17 protein-coding genes and 3 pseudogenes are annotated in these 18,348 nt (G+C 70.1%); 12 read left to right on the top strand and 8 right to left on the bottom strand.

Going from position 1 to position 18,348, the window contains the following annotated elements:
- Positions 1 to 11 precede the first annotated feature (11 nt).
- Positions 12 to 584, bottom strand: coding sequence for a TetR/AcrR family transcriptional regulator (locus PSPA7_RS26505; protein ID WP_012077549.1), 573 nt, complete (start codon positions 582 to 584; stop codon positions 12 to 14).
- 68 nt (positions 585 to 652) lie between these two features.
- Positions 653 to 1,192 (bottom strand): PaaI family thioesterase, encoded by a 540-nt coding sequence (locus PSPA7_RS26500; RefSeq protein WP_012077548.1) that lies wholly within the window; start codon positions 1,190 to 1,192, stop codon positions 653 to 655.
- Between the two features lie 241 nt (positions 1,193 to 1,433).
- Here PSPA7_RS26500 and PSPA7_RS33085 point away from each other — a divergent pair.
- Positions 1,434 to 1,538, top strand: a pseudogene (locus tag PSPA7_RS33085) (hypothetical protein); the annotation flags it as partial.
- 4 nt (positions 1,539 to 1,542) lie between these two features.
- Here PSPA7_RS33085 and PSPA7_RS26490 read toward each other — a convergent pair.
- Positions 1,543 to 1,998 carry a DUF2214 family protein gene (locus PSPA7_RS26490; protein WP_012077546.1) on the bottom strand — a complete coding sequence of 152 codons (456 nt, stop codon included), beginning with the start codon at positions 1,996 to 1,998 and terminating at the stop codon, positions 1,543 to 1,545.
- A 124-nt stretch (positions 1,999 to 2,122) separates the two neighbouring features.
- Between PSPA7_RS26490 and PSPA7_RS26485 the strand changes: the two genes are divergently transcribed.
- From PSPA7_RS26485 to PSPA7_RS26455, 7 genes are all read left to right on the top strand, one after another.
- Complete coding sequence (locus PSPA7_RS26485) at positions 2,123 to 2,962, top strand: arylamine N-acetyltransferase family protein (protein ID WP_003151515.1); 840 nt, start codon at positions 2,123 to 2,125, stop codon at positions 2,960 to 2,962.
- Positions 2,963 to 3,292: 330 nt separating this feature from the next.
- The gene (locus PSPA7_RS26480; RefSeq protein WP_012077545.1) at positions 3,293 to 3,511 is read left to right on the top strand and encodes a hypothetical protein; all 219 of its coding nucleotides are present in this window, start codon (positions 3,293 to 3,295) and stop codon (positions 3,509 to 3,511) included.
- A 230-nt stretch (positions 3,512 to 3,741) separates the two neighbouring features.
- Positions 3,742 to 6,453, top strand: a complete 2,712-nt coding sequence (gene mgtA, locus PSPA7_RS26475; RefSeq protein WP_003151512.1) for a magnesium-translocating P-type ATPase — start codon at positions 3,742 to 3,744, stop codon at positions 6,451 to 6,453.
- Between the two features lie 64 nt (positions 6,454 to 6,517).
- Positions 6,518 to 7,294 (top strand): PA4824 family protein, encoded by a 777-nt coding sequence (locus PSPA7_RS26470; protein ID WP_012077544.1) that lies wholly within the window; start codon positions 6,518 to 6,520, stop codon positions 7,292 to 7,294.
- A gap of 50 nt (positions 7,295 to 7,344) precedes the next feature.
- Positions 7,345 to 7,554, top strand: a complete 210-nt coding sequence (locus PSPA7_RS26465; RefSeq protein WP_012077543.1) for a hypothetical protein — start codon at positions 7,345 to 7,347, stop codon at positions 7,552 to 7,554.
- Positions 7,555 to 7,595: 41 nt separating this feature from the next.
- A complete protein-coding gene (locus PSPA7_RS26460) occupies positions 7,596 to 9,263 on the top strand; it encodes a Na/Pi cotransporter family protein (protein ID WP_012077542.1) in 1,668 nt (555 codons plus the stop codon).
- Positions 9,251 to 9,661, top strand: coding sequence for a Mur ligase family protein (locus PSPA7_RS26455; protein WP_049792054.1), 411 nt, complete (start codon positions 9,251 to 9,253; stop codon positions 9,659 to 9,661). Before PSPA7_RS26460 ends, PSPA7_RS26455 begins: the two co-directional genes overlap by 13 nt.
- Here the strand turns inward: PSPA7_RS26455 and PSPA7_RS26450 are convergent.
- Positions 9,595 to 10,956 (bottom strand): MATE family efflux transporter, encoded by a 1,362-nt coding sequence (locus PSPA7_RS26450; protein ID WP_012077541.1) that lies wholly within the window; start codon positions 10,954 to 10,956, stop codon positions 9,595 to 9,597. The genes PSPA7_RS26455 and PSPA7_RS26450 overlap by 67 nt on opposite strands.
- Positions 10,957 to 11,180: 224 nt before the next feature.
- Between PSPA7_RS26450 and PSPA7_RS26445 the strand changes: the two genes are divergently transcribed.
- The 3 genes from PSPA7_RS26445 to PSPA7_RS26435 are packed head-to-tail and all read left to right on the top strand — an operon-like array spanning position 11,181 to position 13,947.
- Positions 11,181 to 11,543: a GtrA family protein gene (locus PSPA7_RS26445; protein WP_012077540.1), complete on the top strand. Its 363-nt coding sequence runs from the start codon at positions 11,181 to 11,183 to the stop codon at positions 11,541 to 11,543.
- Positions 11,540 to 12,514: a glycosyltransferase family 2 protein gene (locus PSPA7_RS26440; protein WP_012077539.1), complete on the top strand. Its 975-nt coding sequence runs from the start codon at positions 11,540 to 11,542 to the stop codon at positions 12,512 to 12,514. The genes PSPA7_RS26445 and PSPA7_RS26440 overlap by 4 nt, the downstream gene beginning before the upstream one ends.
- The gene (locus tag PSPA7_RS26435; RefSeq protein WP_012077538.1) at positions 12,511 to 13,947 is read left to right on the top strand and encodes an ArnT family glycosyltransferase; all 1,437 of its coding nucleotides are present in this window, start codon (positions 12,511 to 12,513) and stop codon (positions 13,945 to 13,947) included. The genes PSPA7_RS26440 and PSPA7_RS26435 overlap by 4 nt, the downstream gene beginning before the upstream one ends.
- Positions 13,948 to 13,949: 2 nt before the next feature.
- On the opposite strand, the gene PSPA7_RS26430 is transcribed toward PSPA7_RS26435, so the two are convergent.
- The 4 genes and pseudogenes from PSPA7_RS26430 to PSPA7_RS26415 form a co-directional block, all read right to left on the bottom strand.
- Positions 13,950 to 14,342: a YkgJ family cysteine cluster protein gene (locus PSPA7_RS26430; RefSeq protein ID WP_012077537.1), complete on the bottom strand. Its 393-nt coding sequence runs from the start codon at positions 14,340 to 14,342 to the stop codon at positions 13,950 to 13,952.
- A gap of 116 nt (positions 14,343 to 14,458) precedes the next feature.
- Positions 14,459 to 14,862, bottom strand: a pseudogene (locus PSPA7_RS26425) (hypothetical protein); the annotation flags it as partial.
- Between the two features lie 189 nt (positions 14,863 to 15,051).
- On the bottom strand, positions 15,052 to 15,501 hold the full coding sequence (locus PSPA7_RS26420; RefSeq protein WP_012077535.1) for a DMT family transporter: 450 nt from the start codon (positions 15,499 to 15,501) through the stop codon (positions 15,052 to 15,054).
- 207 nt (positions 15,502 to 15,708) lie between these two features.
- Positions 15,709 to 17,754: an NADPH-dependent 2,4-dienoyl-CoA reductase gene (locus PSPA7_RS26415; protein WP_012077534.1), complete on the bottom strand. Its 2,046-nt coding sequence runs from the start codon at positions 17,752 to 17,754 to the stop codon at positions 15,709 to 15,711.
- Positions 17,755 to 18,053: 299 nt separating this feature from the next.
- Between PSPA7_RS26415 and PSPA7_RS32765 the strand changes: the two are divergent.
- A pseudogene (locus PSPA7_RS32765) lies at positions 18,054 to 18,131 on the top strand (hypothetical protein); the annotation flags it as partial.
- Between the last annotated feature and the right edge of the window lie 217 nt (positions 18,132 to 18,348).

Raw genomic sequence — 18,348 nt, 5'->3', positions numbered from 1 at the left:
TACCGGCGGCGCTATCCGCCGTTGCCGCTTTCCACCTGTTCCAGCAGCTTCCTGCGGGTCGCCGCGAGGATGCGTTGCGACAGCGCCTCGTCCTGTACGCTGCGCGACAGCTGCAGCGCACCTACCAGCGCCGCGAGCAGCAGCACGCTGCGCTCGCCGGCGTCTTCTCCCGGCAGGGCGGACTCGATCAGTTCCAGCCGATCGCGGACTATCGCATCGCTGGTCGGGCTCGGCGTACCGCGCTGGCCGAGTTCCGCCGACAGGGTCGGCAAGGGACAGCCGGCACCGGGGTCGTCGCGATGGCGCGGCGACAGGTACAGCCCGATCAGCGCCGCCAGCGGCCGCTCGCTGTCGGCCAGCGGGGCGGTCGCCTCCTTGAGCTGGGCGGCGGCGTGCTGCAGGGCGGTTTCCACCAGGTCGTCCTTGGACTTGAAGTGCGCGTAGAAGCCGCCATGGGTCAGGCCCAGGGCCTTCATCAGCGGTTGCAGGCCGGTGGCGCCGACGCCGTCCTGGCGGAACAGGCGGGCGGCTTCCTCGACGATGCGCTGGCGGGTCTTCTGCTTGTGGTCTTCGGGATAACGCATGGCTTTCGCTACCTTGGGATGCTGCCCGTCATCTTACCGCCCGGGGCCATCCCTGGCCACGCAGGCGTTCAGGCGGGCATCTGCAGGATCAGGCAGGTGGTCGAGCCGACGGCGTAGAGGCGGTCGTCGACGTCGTAGAGGCGACCCTCGGCCACCGCCGTCGAGCGTCCCACGTGCACTACCCGGCCCTCGGCGCGCACCGGGCCGACCTTGTCGGTCAGCGCGCGCAGGTAGCTGACGCGCAGATCGGTGGTGGTATAGCCCTGTCCGGCCTGGAGCCGGGTATGCACCGCGCAGCCCATGCAGGAATCCAGCAGCGATGCGGCGTAGCCACCGTGCACGCTGCCCAGCGGGTTGTAGTGGCGGCGGTCCGGGGTGCCCTGGAAGAGGAAGTAGCCATCGGCCCACTCGATGGGCACGAAGTCGATCAGTTCGCCATAGGGTGGGCAGGGCAGTTCGCCGTTGCCGATGCGGTCGAAGAATTCGCGCGGGGTGAGCGCGGCGACCTGCCGCAGGCTCAGGGTGCCGCTGGCGCCCAGGCGGGCACGGGTGTCGCGCTCGATGGCGAGCCAGGCATGCAGGCGGTCTTCGCGGTTGGGCTGGTCCATGGTGTCGCTCCTGTCGTCTCTGGGAAGGGCGTGCAGAAAAATTACGGTCATCATATAAGCTTTGCATGACGAGCGAAATACAATCGCCGTCGTGGTCTCTCCCGGCCTCCCGCACACCGCTGTGGCGGCGCTTCGGGGAGGGCGCGCGGCGGCAGAGCCGAGGAGCAGGATGATGCAACGCTATGACGTGATCGTGATCGTGATCGGTGCCGGGCCCGGCGGCTACAACGCCGCCAGCCGGGCCGGCCAACCGGGCCTGGCGCTGACCTGCCGTCCGTACCCGACCCGCTCCGAGGCGTTGCGCCAGGCGGCGCTGGACGTGCGCGAACGGGCCATGCAGCGCTGAAGCCTCAGCCACGCAGGCCGATGCCGCGCGCCATCAGCGAGGCCAGCAGCGGGATGACCAGCAGCAACAGCAGTTGCAGGCGTACCGCCAGTACCACCCGGCGGCCCTGGGCCGGTGCCACGACCGGCACTTCGCCGGCCTTCAAGGCGCCGCGCCAGCCGAGGAAGGTCACGGTCGGCAGCAGCGAGACCAGGGCGGCGAGGACGAACAGCCCGACCTTGGCGTGGAACACGCCGTTGTGCAGGTAATAGTCGACGCCCTTGCCGTACCACAGCACCCGCGCCAGGCCGCTGGCCAGCACCGCCAGCGCGCAGAGGCCGTAGCCGCGGTCGATGGCGGCCAGGCTGCGGGCGCGCTCCAGATCCAGCGGCAGGCGCAGCAGGCGATGCTGCAGGACCAGCAGGGCGAACAGCAGGAAGATCGACAGATAGTGCAGGTAGGCGGCGATTGCCTGGGCCATGGCGGCGTTCCTCGGGTGGGATGGGCACAGTCAAGCAGAACCCGTGGCGTCGCGCCCGGCGATGCTTCCGGCGTCGCCCGGGAATGCGTCTAGAATCGACCTGGCCACTTTCCCGGAGCCCGCCATGACCCCGCTGACGTCCGACCAGACCCGCGCCTACCTGAACCACCTCGCTGTCGACGATCCCGGTCCGCCGAGCCTGGCGAACCTCGACCGGCTGATCGATGCGCACCTGCGCCGGGTCGCCTTCGAGAACCTCGACGTGCTGCTCGAGCGGCCGATCGAGATCGATGCCGACCGGGTCTTCGCCAAGGTCGTCGAGGGCAGCCGCGGCGGCTACTGCTTCGAACTCAACTCGCTGTTCGCGCGCCTGTTGCTGGCCCTCGACTATCGTCTCGAGCTGCTGGTGGCGCGGGTGCGCTGGGGCCTGCCGGAGGACGCGCCGCTGACCCAGCAATCGCACCTGATGCTGCGTGTCTACCTGGCCGAGGGCGAATTCCTGGTCGACGTCGGCTTCGGCTCGGCCAACCCGCCGCGGGCGCTGCCATTGCCGGGCGACCAGGGCGATCCCGGCCAGGCCCACTGCGTGCGCCTGCTCGATCCGCACGCCGGCCTTTACGAAAGCGCCGTACGTGGCCGCCACGGCTGGCTGCCGCTGTACCGCTTCGACCTGCGCGCGCAGCTGTGGCTCGATTACATCCCGCGCAACTGGTACACCTCGACCCATCCGCATAGTGTGTTCCGCCAGGGCCTGAAGGCCGCCATAAGCGAGGGCGACCTGCGCCTGACCCTGGCCGACGGGCTGTTCGGCCAGCGCGCCGGCGATGGCGAGACGCTGCAGCGCCAGGTAAGCGACGTCGACGAACTGCTGGACATCCTGCAGACCCGTTTCCGCCTGCGCCTCGATCCGCTGCGCGACGTACCGGCGTTGGCGCGGCGACTGGCCGGGCTGATCGCTGCCTGAGGAAGGGCTGGGCCGGCGATTTCAGCCGGTCTCTTGCAGGAATTTTCCGATGTTCAACAGAAGCCTGAACGAAACGGCTTTTTCGGTTGACCTCGCCTGACGAGAGGTCTATAAAAGCCCCGCCCGCAGAACCGGGCACTTTCTTTCCCCCTACGAAGAGAGCCATGGACAGTATTCCCAGTAGTCGTCGCCCGGCCATGCAAACGCCGGCTGGTGCGAGGACCCAAACCAATGTACGACGGAACCCGCAACGGGTCGGTCGGTTGAGCGGCATCCTGGGCTGACCCACTGCTTCTCACCCGTGTCCGGCTCGTCGGGCACAGGTGAGTCATGAACTTCGATAATTCGGTTTCCCCCGGCGTATCCGCCTTCGTGGCGAGGATGCGCGTGCGCGCCGCCCAGTCCCCCGGCGCCGTTCCTCCAGCCCATGGTCTTCCCGCGACCCTCGCCTGGCGTGTCAGCCCGGCCGGCGGTCGCCTGGAATGCCGCCGCCTGGAGACGCAGGTCGACGAGACCCCCGGGAGCGCCCGCCGCCCGCTACGCGGCTGACGCTTTCCCCATCCTCCGAACCTTTCGCACAAGGAGCCTGCCATGGACGAACCACCAAGTCGGCCTGCTGCGTGCCGCCTGAGCGGCCGCGCGCAGTGGGCCTCATCCGGACCAGCCGAACCTTATTTCCACCGATCGCGAACATCGCGACCCGGCACGCCGTTGCCCGTCACCTGACCGGCAACCGACTCGTGTCGCCGTCGCGCTGCTCGCGACAGGAGACCCGAGTCATGAGCGTAGCGACCCAACGCAATACCCAGCTCGATACCGAGCGCCGCAACGACCGACTGTCCATGCGCGCCGCCCGCGAGGCGCAGAACAGCCTGGAAACCACCCTCTCCAACGTCCGCGGCCGCCAGGACGGCCTCGACCAGGCCGAGGCCGCCGCCCGGCTGCATGCCGACGGCCCCAACGAAGTGGCCCATGACCGCCCGCCGCACGTGCTGGTGCAACTGCTGCAAGCGTTCAACAACCCCTTCATCTACGTGCTGATGACGCTCTCCGCGATCAGCTTCTTCACCGACTTCTGGCTGCCGCTGCAGGACGGTGAGGAAACCGATCTCACCGGCGTCATCATCGTCCTCTGCATGGTCCTGGTCAGCGGCCTGATGCGCTTCTGGCAGGAGTACCGTTCGGGCAAGGCCGCCGAGGCGCTCAAGGCCATGGTGCGGACCACCGCCACCGTGCTGCGCCGCGACGAGCGCGGCATGCGTGGCGAGCTGCGGGAAATCCCCATGGGCGAGCTGGTGGTCGGCGACATCGTGCGCCTGTCCGCCGGCGACATGATCCCCGCCGATATTCGCCTGATCGAGTCGCGCGACCTGTTCATCAGCCAGGCCGTGCTCACCGGCGAGGCGTTGCCGGTGGAGAAGTACGACACCCTCGGCGCGGTCCGCGAGAAGTCCGCCAACCGCATGGCCGCCGACCAGCAGGACCTGCTCGAGCTACCGAACATCTGCTTCATGGGCACCAACGTGGTCAGCGGCACGGCCACCGCGGTGGTGGTCGCCACCGGCGCGCGCACCTACTTCGGCTCGCTGGCCCGCTCCATCGTCGGTTCGCGGGCGCAGACCGCCTTCGACCGCGGGGTGAACAGCGTCAGCTGGCTGCTGATCCGCTTCATGCTGGTGATGGTGCCGATCGTGCTGCTGATCAACGGTTTCACCAAGGGCGACTGGGCCGAGGCGTTCATGTTCGCCCTGGCGGTGGCCGTGGGCCTGACTCCGGAGATGCTGCCGATGATCGTCAGCGCCAACCTGGCCAAGGGCGCGGTGGCGATGTCGCGGCGCAAGGTGGTGGTCAAGCGCCTCAACGCGATCCAGAACTTCGGCGCGATGGACGTGCTCTGCACCGACAAGACCGGCACCCTGACCCAGGACCGGATCATCCTCGAGCACCATGTCGACGTCGCCGGCCGGCGCTGCGACCGGGTCCTGCAACTGGCCTGGCTGAACAGCTTCCACCAGTCCGGGATGAAGAACCTGATGGACCGCGCGGTGGTGAACTTCGTCGAGCAGAATCCGCGCTTCACCCCGCAGGACGCCTGGCGCAAGGTCGACGAGCTGCCGTTCGACTTCGTCCGCCGGCGTCTCTCGGTGATCCTCGAGGGCAACGGCGGCGAGCACCTGCTGGTGTGCAAGGGGGCGGTCGAGGAGATGCTCGAGATCGCCACCCGGGTGCACCAGGATGGCGTCGACCTGCCGCTCGACGACGAACGCCGCCGCGCCTTGCTGGCGCTGGCCGAGGAATACAACCGCGACGGCTTCCGCGTGCTGCTGCTGGGTACCCGCAGCCTGTCGCGCACGCAATCCCAGGCCCAGTACGGCGCCGGCGACGAGCGCGAGCTGGTGATCGCCGGCCTGCTGACCTTCCTCGATCCGCCGAAGGAGACCGCCGGCCCGGCCATCGCCGCGCTGCGCGAGAACGGCGTGGCGGTGAAGGTGCTGACCGGCGACAACCCGGTGGTCAGCGCGAAGATCTGCCGCGAGGTCGGCCTGGAAGTAGGTGAGCCGCTGCTCGGCCGCGATATCGACCTGCTGGACGACGCCAGCCTGCAACGCCTGGCCGAGGAGCGCACGGTGTTCGCCAAGCTGACGCCGCTGCAGAAGTCGCGGGTGCTCAAGGCGCTGCAGGCCAACGGCCACACCGTCGGCTTCCTCGGCGACGGCATCAACGATGCCCCGGCGCTGCGCGACGCCGACGTCGGCATCTCGGTGGACAGCGGCACCGACATCGCCAAGGAATCGGCCGACATCATCCTCCTGGAAAAGAGCCTGATGGTACTGGAGGAAGGCGTCATCAAGGGCCGCGAGACCTTCGGCAACATCATGAAGTACCTGAACATGACCGCCAGTTCCAACTTCGGCAACGTGTTCTCGGTACTGGTCGCCAGCGCCTTCATTCCCTTCCTGCCGATGCTGGCGATCCACCTGCTGCTGCAGAACCTGATGTACGACATCTCCCAGCTGTCGCTGCCGTGGGACAAGATGGACAAGGAATTCCTCGCCAGGCCGCGCAAGTGGGACGCGAAGAACATCGGCCGCTTCATGGTCTGGATCGGTCCGACCTCGTCGATCTTCGACATCACCACCTACGCGCTGATGTGGTTCGTGTTCGCCGCCAACAGTCCGGAAATGCAGTCGCTGTTCCAGTCCGGCTGGTTCATCGAGGGCCTGCTCTCGCAGACCCTGGTGGTGCACATGCTGCGCACCCAGAAGATCCCCTTCATCCAGAGCACCGCGGCGCTGCCGGTGATGCTGATGACCGGCCTGGTGATGGCGCTGGGCATCTACGTGCCGTTCTCGCCGCTGGGCGCGATGGTCGGCCTGCAACCGCTGCCGTGGGAATACTTCCCCTGGCTGGTGGGTACGCTGCTCTGCTACTGCGTCACCGCGCAGACCATGAAGACGCTCTACATCCGCCGCTTCGGCCAGTGGTTCTAAGCGATCGGCCGGGCTTCGCCCGGCCTCTCGGCCATCCCCTGACCCACGTATGGAGAGTCGCCTCATGACCTTGCACCCACGGCGCCCACGGGCGCCCCTGTTCGAACCGCTGCCGGCTCCGCTGCGGCGGGCCCTGCGCTGGCGCCTGGGCTTCCTCGCCGGCGCGCTCGCCGCGGTCCTGCTGCTGGCCCTGTTGTCCGAAGCCCGCGCCGCGGGCGGCGCCTACCGGGTCGACGATGGCGAGATCAATCCCGTCGGCGAATGCAACCTGGACACCTGGCACCAGCGTGAGCGCCGCCACGCCAACCGCTACCAGTCGGTGCTGGCGCCGGCCTGCACCTTCTCCGCCCTGCCGTCGCTGCAACTCGGCGCGGCGCTGGTGGGCGAGGGCGACGCCGGCCAGCGGCAGCGTCGCCTGAGTCCCGAACTGAAGACGCCGCTGCTGGCCCGCGAGGAACTCGGCCTGGCGCTGGCCCTGGCACTGACGGCGGATGTCTACCTGGATCGCCGGCACGCCTTCGAGGGCGCCGGCTTCAGCCTGCCGTTGAGCTACCAGCCGACCACCGCCCTGCGCCTGAATGCCTCGGCCGGCCTCGGCCATGCCTACGCCGAGGGCGCCCGCCAGCACCGCTGGAACTGGGGCGTCGGCCTGGAGTACGCGCTCGGCGAACCGTTGACCCTGATCGCCGAGCGCTTCGGCGAGTCGGCCGGCGACAGCGGCTGGCAGGCCGGGCCGCGCTGGCACCTGGGCCAGCGGCTGGACCTCGACCTGCTGCTCGGCGCTCACCTGCGCGGCGAGCGCGAACGCTGGCTGGTGTCGGGGGCGACCTTGCGTTTCTGAACCCGGGGAGCGCTCCGTCCGGGGCGCTCGCTGCCACCGAGGTGCCTGCCATGAACGCTGTGCGCAAAACCCTGGGGATGCCGCGTCGCGTCCTATGCGGCCTGGCGGTGCGGTTCCTGGCGAAGGCCGCGCACCTGCTGATGGTGATCAGCGTGCGCGCCTACGCCAGCGGCCGGCTGAGCCAGCTCGAGGTGAAGTGCCTGCTGGACTGCTCGAGCGCGCTCAATCGCGCCTCGCTCAGGCTGGCGCTGGGCGAATGAGCCCGTTCCATCCACGATCCATTCCGAACCGGAGTTCCGCCATGCAGGGAACCATCCTCCTGATCAACCTGGCCGGCGCCGTGGCTCTGCTGCTGTGGGGTACGCACATGGTCTCCAGTGGCGTGCTGCGCGGCTTCGGCACCGCCCTGCGCAACTGGCTCGGCCGCCACCTGGGCAACCGCTGGCTGGCCCTGTTCGCCGGGCTCGGCATCACCGGCCTGCTGCAGAGCAGCACCGCCACCAGCCTGATGGCCGCATCCTTCACCGCCAGCGGTACGCTGGGCCTGGCGCCGGCGCTGGCGGTGATGCTCGGCGCCAACGTCGGCACCACCCTGGTGGTGCAACTGCTGAGTTTCGACACCTCGCTGCTGGCGCCGCTGGTCCTGCTGCTCGGCCTGCTGCTGTTCCGCCTGGGCGATGGCCCGCGCCTGGAAAGCCTCGGCCAGTGCCTGATCGGCCTCGGCCTGATGCTCCTGGCCCTGGCGCTGCTCGGCCAGTCCTTGCAGCAGATCGAAGCGTCGCCGGCTTTCGCCGCGGTGGTCCGTGGCCTGGAAGGCGATCCGCTGATCGCCCTGCTGCTCGCCGCGCTGCTGACCTGGGCCTGTCATTCCAGCGTCGCGGTGGTGCTGCTGGTGGCCTCCCTGGCCCATGCCGGGCTGGTCTCGCCACCCATCGCCCTGGCCCTGGTGCTTGGCGCCAACCTCGGCGGCGCGCTGCCGGCGCTGGGCGTCGCCGGCAGCCGGGTGGCGCGGCGCCTGCCGCTGGGCAACCTGCTGGTGCGCCTGCTCGGTTGCCTGTTGGCGCTGCCCTGGCTGGGTCCACTGGGGCACCTGGCCGCCGGCCTCGGCGGCGGCGCGGTGGTCTGGTTCCACAGCGCCTTCAACCTGGCCCTGGCCTTGCTCGCGATCGGCTTCACCGGGCCGCTGGCGGCGCTGCTGGCGCGCCTGCTGCCGGAGGAGGCGCAGCCAGCCGATCCAGGAATGCCGCACTACCTCGACGAGGCCGGCCTGGCGGTCGCCAACATCGGCCTGGCCAACGCTACCCGCGAGGTCTTGCGCCTGGCCGACATGGCCAGCCTGATGCTGCGCGCCGCCAGCGGCCTGCTGCAACGGCCGGAGGCGAAGGTGGCGGCGGAGGTGCGGCGCCAGGACCAGGCCCTCGACCAGTTGAGCGCGGCGATCCGCGCCTACCTGGCGGACATCGGCCAGGACGGCCTGAGCGAAGGCGACGCCGATCGCGCCCAGGAAATCCTCCTGTTCGCGATCAACATCGAGCACATCGGCGACCTCGTCGCCAACAGCCTGATGCCCCTGGCGATGCGCTGGGCCGGGCGCAGCCGGGCCGCCGGCGAGTTCGAGCTGGGCCAGTTGCTGCCGCTGCGGGCGGCGCTCGACGAGAGCCTGCACCTGGCGATCAGCGCGTTCCTTCGCGAAGACCTGGAAGCCGCGCTGCGCCTGGTAGCGCGCAAGAAACTGCTGCAACGGCTGGAGGCCGATGCCAGCCGCGAGCGCTTTCGCCGCCTGCGTGACGACCGTGGCGCCTGGGTTGAGTCCGGCGATGTGTTCCAGCGCATGCTCCGCGACTACCGGCGCATCCATCATCACATCACCGCGCTGGCCTACCCGCTGCTCGAACGCAGCGGCATCGACCCGATGACCGAAGCGTTCGGCGGGATCCGGCCGGAGGAGGGTTCGGCATGCGCCTCCTGATCTGCGCGGGACGTCACTTCAAGGAGGCCGGGCGCCTGCGCCTGGCGCTCGAGCGCTGCCACGAGCTGCAGCCGGTGGCGCTGCTCGGTCATCTGCTGCATGCCGGCAGCGGGCTGCTGGACGCCGCCGCGCACTGGTGCCGCGAGCGCGGAGCGCAGGCGCGCGCCTACGACTATCCGGAGCGCAGTGGCGGCGAGGAAGTCTTGCGCGGTCACGCCGAGGCGGTCCTGGGCGACTTCGCTCCGGACCTGGTACTGGTGTTTCCCGGCGGACGCCTGGCCAACGAAATGGTGCATGCCGCCCACGCCGCCGGTATCCCGCTGATGCTCGCCTACAGTCCGCTGCCGGCGCGCTGGGCGGCGAACCAGCCGTCGCGGCGGGTCAGGCGCCAGCCGTAGGCGGCCAGGACCAGCCCGCGCAGCAGCATGAAGGTGAGAAACGCCAGCCACAGGCCGTGGTTGCCCAGCCCTTGTAGCAGCCAGCCGAGCGGCAGGCTGGCGGCCACCGCGACGAGCATCGCGTTGCGCATCTCGTGGGCGCGGGTGGCGCCGATGAACAGGCCGTCGAGCAGGTAGCTCCACATCCCCAGCAGCGGCAGGCAGGCCAGGTACGGCAGGTAGGCGTAGGCGACCTGGCGGACCCCGGCGATGTCGCTCTGCAGGTCGACGAACAGGTGGCCGAACAGGGCGAACAGGGCGGCGAAGGCCAGGCTCGCCAGCAGCGACCAGCCGCCGGCCACCACCAGCGCGCGGCGCAGGGCGGCGCGGTCGCGCGCGCCGATGGCGTGGCCGCACAGTGCCTCCACCGCATGGGCGAGTCCGTCGAGGGCGTAGGAGGTGAGCAGCAGGCCATTGAGCAGCAGGGCGTTGGCCGCCACCGTGGCATCGCCGAGCCGGGCGCCCTGCACGGTGAGGAGGAAGAACACCAGTTGCAGGGCCAGGCTGCGGATGAAGATATCGCGATTGACCATCAGCAGCGGCAGCCAGGACAACCAGTGGCGCAGCCGTTGCCACTGCGCCTGTCCGGGACGGCGGGCCAGGTCGCGGCGGGCCAGGGCCAGGCCGAGCAGGGCGCCGCTCCATTCCGCCAGTACCGAGGCGCGCGCCGCGCCCTGCACGCCCCAGTCGAGGCCATGGACGAACCAGAGCACCAGCACGATGTTGGTCAGGTTGGTGCCCAGCAGGATCGCCAGCGGCGCCCGCGCGTTCTGCGTGCCGAGGAACCAGCCGACCAGCGCGTAGCTGGCCAGCGCCGCCGGCAGGCCGAGCAGGCGGGTATGGAAGAAGGCCCGGGCCTCGCCGGTCAGCTCGGCGGAAGGCTGCATCAGTTGCAGCGCCCAGCCGCTCAGCGGCAGCGCCAGCGCGCCGAGCAGCAGGGCCAGGAGCAGCGCCATGCCCAGGCCCTGGGCGAGGATCAGGCGCAGCGCCCCGCCGTCGTCGCGGCCGGCGGCCTGGGCGGCGAAACCGGTGGTACCCATGCGCAGGAAGCCGAGCACGCCGACCATCAGGGTATACAGGCTGCCGCCCACGGCTACCGCGCCGAGCTGGTAGGCGTGCGGCAGGTGGCCGACCACCGTGCTGTCCACCAGGTGCACCAGGGGGACGGAAACGTTCGACAGGATCATCGGCCCGGCCAGCGCCCAGACCTTGTGGTGGGTGGGGGCGTGCCGCCAGGCGTCGCGCAACAGGCTCATGGGGTCCTCCGGATCGGCCGGGCAGTATAGCGATGCGCGCGGTCGCGTGCGGCAAGCGCCTTTCATATCCGGTAACAGACCCGCCGGCCTTGTCCGGAGCGGCTTGCGCGGGCAATGCGGCAAACCCTGCGAAATCCTGTCAGGAACCTTGCGCAGCGCTAACCGCGGGGCTTCGCGCGACTCCCTAGAATGCCGGCGTTCGCTGTTTCGAGAGGAAGCTGCGCATGCTCCTGGGACGTTTCGTCTCGGTCGGTGCCTGTGCCACCGCCATCCACTACCTGGTGCTGACCCTGCTGGTCGAAGGCTTCGCCGTCGGCGCCGCCCCGGCTGCCAGCGCGGGCGCCGCCTGTGGAGCGCTGGCGGCCTACCTCGGGCACCGCTGGCGGACCTTCCGCCAGCGCGGCCCGCTACTCCGCTCGCTGCCGCGCTTCCTCCTGGTCAGCCTGTTCTCGGTGCTCGGCAGCGCCGCCCTGGTGTGGCTGCTCGGCGATCTCGCCGGGCTCGACTACCGCCTGGCGCAGCTCGCCGCCACCGGCGCGCTGCTGCTGGCGACCTATCACCTCCACCGACTCTGGACCTTCTCATGATGATCGAACCTTCCCTGACGACGAAGCTCGAGGCCCCCTGCCTGCTCAGCGTGGTGGTGCCGGTGTACAACGAGGAGGCGGTGCTGCCGGCGTTCCACCAGCGCCTCAGCGCCGCCCTGGCGAGCCTCGGCGACGACTACGAGGTGCTCTATGTCGACGATGGCAGCAGCGACCGCAGCGCGGCGATCCTCGCCCAGCTACAGGGCGCCGACCGGCGGGTGGGGGTGGCGCGCTTCACCCGCAATTTCGGCAAGGAGCAGGCGATGAGCGCCGGCCTCAAGCTGTCGCGTGGCGCCGCGGTGATCGTCATCGACGCCGACCTGCAGGATCCGCCGGAACTGATCCCGCAGATGCTCGACGCCTGGATCGGCGGCGCCGAAATGGTCAACATGCGACGCCGCAGCCGGGCCGGCGAAAGCTGGTTGAAGCGCGCCTCGGCGAGCGCCTTCTACCGAGTGATCAACCGCCTCAGCGAGGTGCCGATCCCGCGTGACGTCGGCGACTTCCGCCTGCTCGACCGGCGGGTGGTCGACGCCCTCTGCGAGCTGCCGGAGGGCAACCGCTTCATGAAGGGACTGTTCGCCTGGGTCGGCTTCCGCCAGGTCGACATCGTCTACAGCCGCGCCGCCCGCGCCGCCGGCCACAGCAAGTGGCGCTACTGGCGGCTGTGGAACTTCGCCCTGGAAGGCATCACCGGCTTTTCCACCGCGCCGCTGAAGGTCGCCGGCTACCTCGGCCTGCTCAGCCTGCTGGCGGCGCTGGCGACTCTGCTCGCCGGGATCTTCGGCCAGCCGGAGATCCACGAGCACTGGCCGGTGATCGCCGCGCTGTTCCTGATCGGCGGCCTGCAACTGCTGGCCATCGGCGTGTGCAGCGAGTACCTCGGGCGGATGACCATGGAAGCGCGGCGCCGCCCGCTGTACCTGATCGACCGCTACCTGCCGGCGCAGGTCGGCGGGGCGCATTCGTGAGGGCGCTGCGCGGCTGGCCGCTGGCCTGGAGCCTGCTCGGCCTGGCGCTCGTCATCCGCCTGCTGAGCCTGGGCAGCTATCCGCTGATGGACACCACCGAGGCCCGCTACGGCGAGGTGGCGCGGAAGATGGCCGAACTGGGCGACTGGATCACCCCCTGGTACGACGTCGGCGTGCCGTTCTGGGGCAAGCCGCCACTGGCTTTCTGGCTCAGCGCCGGCGGCCAGGCGCTGTTCGGCGCCAACGAATTCGCCAGCCGCCTGCCGCACTGGCTGCTCGGCATGCTGGTGCTATGGCTGGTATGGGACTGGCTGGCGCGCGACGACCGGCGCCTGGCGGGCATCGCCTGTGTGTTGCTGGGCAGCTCGGCGCTGTTCTTCGTCGCCTCCGGTGCGGTGATGACCGACATGGCCCTGGCCCTGGCGCTGGTCCTGGCCATGCGCGGTTTCTGGCTGGGCCTGCATGGCGCGGCGGGGATCCGCCGTCGCGAGGGCTGGCTGATGTTCCTCGGCCTCGGCCTGGGACTGCTGGCGAAAGGTCCGCTGACGCTGATCCTGGCCGGCCTGCCGATCGGCCTGTGGGCCTTGCTGGAATGGCGCTGGCGGGCCCTGTGGCAGGGGCTGCCGTGGATTCGCGGGAGCCTGCTGATGCTGCTGGTGGCGTTGCCCTGGTACCTCCTCGCCGAGCTGAAGACGCCGGGCTTCCTCGATTACTTCCTGCTCGGCGAGCACTGGCAGCGTTTCGTCACCGCCGGCTGGGACGGCGACCGCTACGGCAATGCGCACGCCTATCCCTACGGCAGCGTCTGGCTGTTCCTGTTGGCCGCGGCGTTTCCCTGGAGCCTGTGGCTGCCGCTGCTGCTCTGGCTGGGCTGGCGCCAGCGCGCGGAGATCGACGGGCAACGCCTGTCGCGGCGCCGCTACTGGCTGTTCTGGGGACTGATGCCGTGCCTGTTCTTCACTTTCGCCGGCAATGTCCTCTGGACCTACGTGCTGCCCGGCCTGCCGGCCCTGGCGCTGCTCGCCGCCGACCTGCTGCGCGCGCCGCTGGCGCGCAGCGCCTGGCTGCGTCGTGGCTGGCTGGCCTGCCTGGCGCTGACGCCGCTGCTGTTCGCGCTGTTCCTCGGCTCCCTGCTGCTGGGCGGGCGCGCCGAGCAGAAGTCCACCGCCGCGCTGCTGGCCAGCGATACCGGCTGGCGCGAGCGGCCGCTGGTGTTCTGGCCGAAGCGACCGTATTCGGCGTCGTTCTACAGCGGCGGAAGAGCACAACGGGCGGCGGACGACGAACTGGCCGGCTGGCTGCGCCGCGACGCGCTGCTGGCGATCCGCTCGCGCTCGTTCGCCGCCTTGCCGGAGGACCTGCGCCAGCGCCTGCACTGCCGGCCGCCGGTGGGGCAGTACCAGCTCTGCCGGGGCGTGGTGCCGCCAGGCTGAAGCTACTTCGGCCGATAGGCGCAGTGGCCGGGGCGCGGGCCGATGCGCGGGTGATTGCGGCAGGTGTCCGGGCGGCGCGCGTAGATGGTGCACAGGCGGGTCTGGCGATCGAGGTACAGGCAGTCGCCGTTGGCCATGCGGGTGAGGGTGAAGATCTCGCGCTTGTGGTTGAAGTGCTCGATCACCCCGTCCTTTTCCAGGCGCCTGGCGATGCGCTTGGCCGGTTCCTCGCGTTCGAACTCGTCGACCAGCCGCATGCGGATCAGGTCGTCGATACGCACCTCCACCGGCAGCGTGCAACAGGTCGCGTTGCAGCCGCCGCACAGGCCCTCGCGGTATTTCACCCAGGTGTCCAGGCGGTCGGGGTCGGCGGCGGCGAGCGGGATCTTCTTCATCGGCGGTCGGAGGCGGGAAAAAAGGGCGCGCAATGATAGTGGCTGCGCGCCCGTTGCGCTCGTCCGGGCGATGAGCGTCAGTGTCGGGGCGCGTCCCGCCAGACCGGGCGGTCCCGTTCGGCGAATACCTGGCCGGCGCTCGGCTGGTCGCCGTCGCGGACGATTTCCAGGATCAGGCGCTCGCTCAGCGACAGGCCGTCGCGCAGGGCCGGCAGCTCGCGCAGTTGTCGACGCAGTGCCGCACCCAGCGCTGCGGCGACGGGGCGCGATAGGCGTCCCAGGCCGCGCGGGCCAGCGCCAGGGCCTCGGCGTCCAGCGGACGGCGATGGGTCCACAGCCAGGCGAGCAGTTCCGGCGCCAGCTGGCCGATGCCGACGAAGTGCTCGACGCCCGGCACCCGATCGATCTCGACCAGCTCCAGGCGCGGCTCCTGTCCCGGGGGCCAGGTACGGCTGGCCGGCTCGCGGCGCCACTGGCGCAACAGCTCCTTGGCGCGCTTGCGTTGCTGTTCGAGGTTGATCCGGCCGTCGCCGAGGGGACGGGAAAGGGTCATGCGATCTCCTGTGCGGCCTTGTCCGCCATCAGGCCTGGGAGTCGCATGCGCGATGCGTGGGGTGGATCGCCTGGGCGCAGCCCTTTCCGCGGACGGGAGGCGTGGAGAACGCCGGCGCCCACTATAGGTCTGCCGGCGCAAGCGTAACAAGCCAGCTCAGCCCTTGCGGATCATCCAGATGCCGGCGCCGATCAGCGCCAGCCCGCCCAGCTTCAGCGCGCTGACCGGCGCCTCGCGAAAGCCGGCCCAGCCGAAGTGGTCGAGGCTCATGGCCATGCCCAGCTGGCCGGCGAGCACCAGCACCATGAACATCAGCGCGCCGATGCGCGGCGCGGCGAAGGCGGCGATGAAGATGAAGAACATGCCGAGGAAGCCGCCGCACCAGTGCCACCAGCTCAGCCCGCGCAGCGCCGCCAGGCCGGGGAACTCGCGCTGCGAGAGGGTCAGGGCGAGCAGCCCGAGGGTGCCGACGAAGAACGAGATCAGCGCCGCGGCGAGCACGCTGGATACCTGCTTGGCCAACTGGCCGTTGATCCCCGCCTGCAGCGGCAGGCAGGCGCCGGCGAGCAGGGGCAGGACGAACAGCCACCAGGGTGGAGTGGGCATGGAAGGCTCCTGGAACGATGACGGCGAGCGCGCCCCGCGCGGGGCGGGGGACGGGCCGGAGTGGTACGGGGGGGCGCACAGTATGCACCAGGCGCGGGCGGCGGAGGAAAACGCGGGAGCAGCGCGCGCCCATCGGGTCCCGTCCGGCGGCTGACCGCGCGCGGCTATCCGCCCCTCGGCCGCAATAGCGTCACCGCCATCAGCCGCCTACAAGCGCGCCGCCAGCATGGCCCCCTCGCGAATCGCCCGCTTGGCATCCAGTTCCCCTGCCACCCGCGCCCCGCCGATCAGGTGGAAGCGCAGGCTTTCCGCCGCCTGGCTGATCTGCAACTCGCGCAGCGGCTCCTGGCCGGCGCAGATCACCACGTTGTCCACCTCCAGCCAGCGTTCCTCGCCGTCGACGCGGATCAACAGGCCGCGTTCGTCGATCTTCAGGTACTCCACCCCGCCGAGCATGCGTACGGCGTTGTGCCTGAGGTGCGCGCGGTGTACCCAGCCGCTGGTCTTGCCGAGCTGCGCGCCGGGCGCGCCGGGCTTGCGCTGGAGCAGCCAGACCTGGCGCACCGGCCGCGTCGGAGCGGGTTCGCGGAGGCCGCCGGGCTGGCTGTTGTCGAGGTCCACGCCCCACTCCGCGAGCCATTCGCCGAGCGCCCGCGGCTGGCCGTCGCTGGGCGTGGCGACGAGGAAGGCGGCGACGTCGAAGCCGATGCCGCCGGCGCCGACGATGGCGACCCGTTCACCCACCGGCGCGCCACGCAGCACGTCCACGTAGCTGAGCACGGATGGCCCGCCGATGCCGTCGATGCGCGGCCGGCGTGGCTGGATGCCGGTGGCCACCACCACCTCGTCGAACTGGCCATCCAGCTCGCCCTGGCGCACCCGGTGGCCCAGGCGCAGGTCGATGCCGAGGCGCTCCAGGCGCACGCGGAAGTAGCGCAGGGTCTCGTCGAACTCCTCCTTGCCGGGGATCCGCCTGGCCAGGTTGAACTGCCCGCCGATCTCCCCGGTAGCCTCGAACAGGCTGACCCGATGCCCGCGCTCGGCCGCCACGCAGGCGGCGGAGAGCCCGGCGGGGCCGGCGCCGATCACCGCGACGCGCTTCTGCGTGCGCGCCTTGCGGTAGCGCAGTTCGGTCTCGAAGGCCGCGCGCGGATTGACCAGGCAGGTGGCGCGGCGGTTGGCGAAGGCATGGTCGAGGCAGGCCTGGTTGCAGGCGATGCAGGTGTTGATTTCCCCAGCCCGGCCGGCGCCGGCCTTGGCCACGAACTGCGGGTCGGCCAGCAACGGGCGAGCCATCGACACCAGGTCGGCCTTGCCTTCGGCGAGCAGCGCCTCGGCGACCTCCGGGGTATTGATCCGGTTGCTGGCGATCACCGGCACCTTCAGTTCGTGGCGCAGCCGCGCGCTGACCTCGGCGAAGGCTGCGCGCGGTACCGAGGTGACGATGGTCGGCACGCGCGACTCGTGCCAGCCGATGCCGGTGTTGAGCAGGGTGATGCCGGCCTCCTCGAGGGCCAGGGCGATGCGCCGGACCTCCTCCCAGGTATTGCCGCCCTCGACCAGGTCGAGCAGCGACAGGCGGTAGCTGAGGATGAAGCGCTCGCCAACGATCCGGCGGATGCCGCGGACGATTTCCAGCGCCAGGCGCATGCGGTTTTCCAGCGGGCCGCCCCAGGAGTCGTCGCGGCGGTTGGTACGCGGGCAGAGGAACTGGTTGAGCAGGTAGCCCTCGCTGCCCATCACCTCCACCCCGTCGTAGGCGGCGGCCTTGGCCAGCCGGGCGCAGCGGACGAAGGCGCGGATGGTCCTGCGGATGCCGCGCTCGGTGAGTTCGCGGGGGGTGAACCAACTGATCGGCGACTTGATCGGCGAGGCCGAGACCGCCATCGGGTGGTAGCCGTAGCGCCCGGCGTGGAGGATCTGCAGCAGGATCTTGCCGCCTTCTGCGTGTACCGCCTGGGTCAGGCGGCGGTGGGCCGGCACCTCCAGGGCGCTGGTCAGGCTGCTGCCGAAGGGTAGCAGCCAGCCTTCGCGGCAGGGCGCGAAGCCGCCGCTGACGATCAGCCCGACACCGCCGCGGGCGCGCTCGCGGTAGTAGGCGGCGAGCTTGCCGAAGTCCCACAGGCGATCCTCCAGCCCGGTGTGCATCGAGCCCATCACCACGCGGTTGCGCAGGCGGGTGAAACCCAGGTCGAGCGGCGCCAGCAGGTGCGGGTAGGGAGCGGGGGACAGCGGCGGGTAAGGGGTGCGCATGGCATGGGTCCGGTGGCCTGGGCCTTTTCACCATAAAAAAGATGCGGCCGACGCGGATGCGGCCGGGTTGCCACGACCCACGGGCAATTCGGTCAAGGCAGATATCGGAAGGCTTGCGGGCGATATGCCGAGCCGTCGCCCGGCGGCCGCTGTTACGCCGCGTAATGGGGGACGCACGCCCCTCGACTCAAGATCGGCTCGACGCCTCGGTACGTGCTGGCAACCTGCCGTTCGGCGTCGCTGTGGCGCTCTTGCCAAGCTGACCGTGCAATGCCAGTGGAGTGTCGAGAATGAACAAGAGGGTCAGCCTGTTCGAGAGCAACCCGACCCAGGTCTACCGGCAGCACGCGAATCGTCTTAGGAATATCGGGCTCTGACCCCATGCTCGGGCCGCCCCTGCGACGGCAGCCCGGCACTAGCCATTAGTATAATGGCGCAGTGATATCGCTTGCGTCTCCCGCGCGTCGCGTCCTTCGGACCCGTCCCAATTCGGGATTCCTTGCTGGACAAGGTTTGCCCCGCCGTGTAATGACTCTGGTCAAGGCAGAAAAACCCAGCGTTCGTGTAGGGTTCGCTGCCCCATAGTCGTGCCCG

It is taken from the genome of Pseudomonas paraeruginosa PA7, from assembly GCF_000017205.1.
Taxonomy (GTDB): Bacteria; Pseudomonadota; Gammaproteobacteria; order Pseudomonadales; family Pseudomonadaceae; genus Pseudomonas; species Pseudomonas paraeruginosa.
This window is presented reverse-complemented; position numbering and strand designations above follow the sequence as displayed.

Bases quoted from the DNA above. Each gene is read 5' to 3' on its own strand.
- PSPA7_RS26480 (WP_012077545.1), top strand. From the start codon at position 3,293: ATGAACTTCGATAATTCGGTTTCCCCCGGCGTATCCGCCTTCGTGGCG.
- PSPA7_RS26505 (WP_012077549.1), bottom strand. From the start codon at position 584: ATGCGTTATCCCGAAGACCACAAGCAGAAGACCCGCCAGCGCATCGTC.
- PSPA7_RS26465 (WP_012077543.1), top strand. From the start codon at position 7,345: ATGAACGCTGTGCGCAAAACCCTGGGGATGCCGCGTCGCGTCCTATGC.
- mgtA (WP_003151512.1), top strand. From the start codon at position 3,742: ATGAGCGTAGCGACCCAACGCAATACCCAGCTCGATACCGAGCGCCGC.
- PSPA7_RS26470 (WP_012077544.1), top strand. From the start codon at position 6,518: ATGACCTTGCACCCACGGCGCCCACGGGCGCCCCTGTTCGAACCGCTG.
- PSPA7_RS26430 (WP_012077537.1), bottom strand. From the start codon at position 14,342: ATGAAGAAGATCCCGCTCGCCGCCGCCGACCCCGACCGCCTGGACACC.
- PSPA7_RS26450 (WP_012077541.1), bottom strand. From the start codon at position 10,956: ATGAGCCTGTTGCGCGACGCCTGGCGGCACGCCCCCACCCACCACAAG.
- PSPA7_RS26445 (WP_012077540.1), top strand. From the start codon at position 11,181: ATGCTCCTGGGACGTTTCGTCTCGGTCGGTGCCTGTGCCACCGCCATC.
- PSPA7_RS26440 (WP_012077539.1), top strand. From the start codon at position 11,540: ATGATGATCGAACCTTCCCTGACGACGAAGCTCGAGGCCCCCTGCCTG.
- PSPA7_RS26455 (WP_049792054.1), top strand. From the start codon at position 9,251: ATGCGCCTCCTGATCTGCGCGGGACGTCACTTCAAGGAGGCCGGGCGC.
- PSPA7_RS26415 (WP_012077534.1), bottom strand. From the start codon at position 17,754: ATGCGCACCCCTTACCCGCCGCTGTCCCCCGCTCCCTACCCGCACCTG.
- PSPA7_RS26485 (WP_003151515.1), top strand. From the start codon at position 2,123: ATGACCCCGCTGACGTCCGACCAGACCCGCGCCTACCTGAACCACCTC.
- PSPA7_RS26500 (WP_012077548.1), bottom strand. From the start codon at position 1,192: ATGGACCAGCCCAACCGCGAAGACCGCCTGCATGCCTGGCTCGCCATC.
- PSPA7_RS26420 (WP_012077535.1), bottom strand. From the start codon at position 15,501: ATGCCCACTCCACCCTGGTGGCTGTTCGTCCTGCCCCTGCTCGCCGGC.
- PSPA7_RS26460 (WP_012077542.1), top strand. From the start codon at position 7,596: ATGCAGGGAACCATCCTCCTGATCAACCTGGCCGGCGCCGTGGCTCTG.
- PSPA7_RS26490 (WP_012077546.1), bottom strand. From the start codon at position 1,998: ATGGCCCAGGCAATCGCCGCCTACCTGCACTATCTGTCGATCTTCCTG.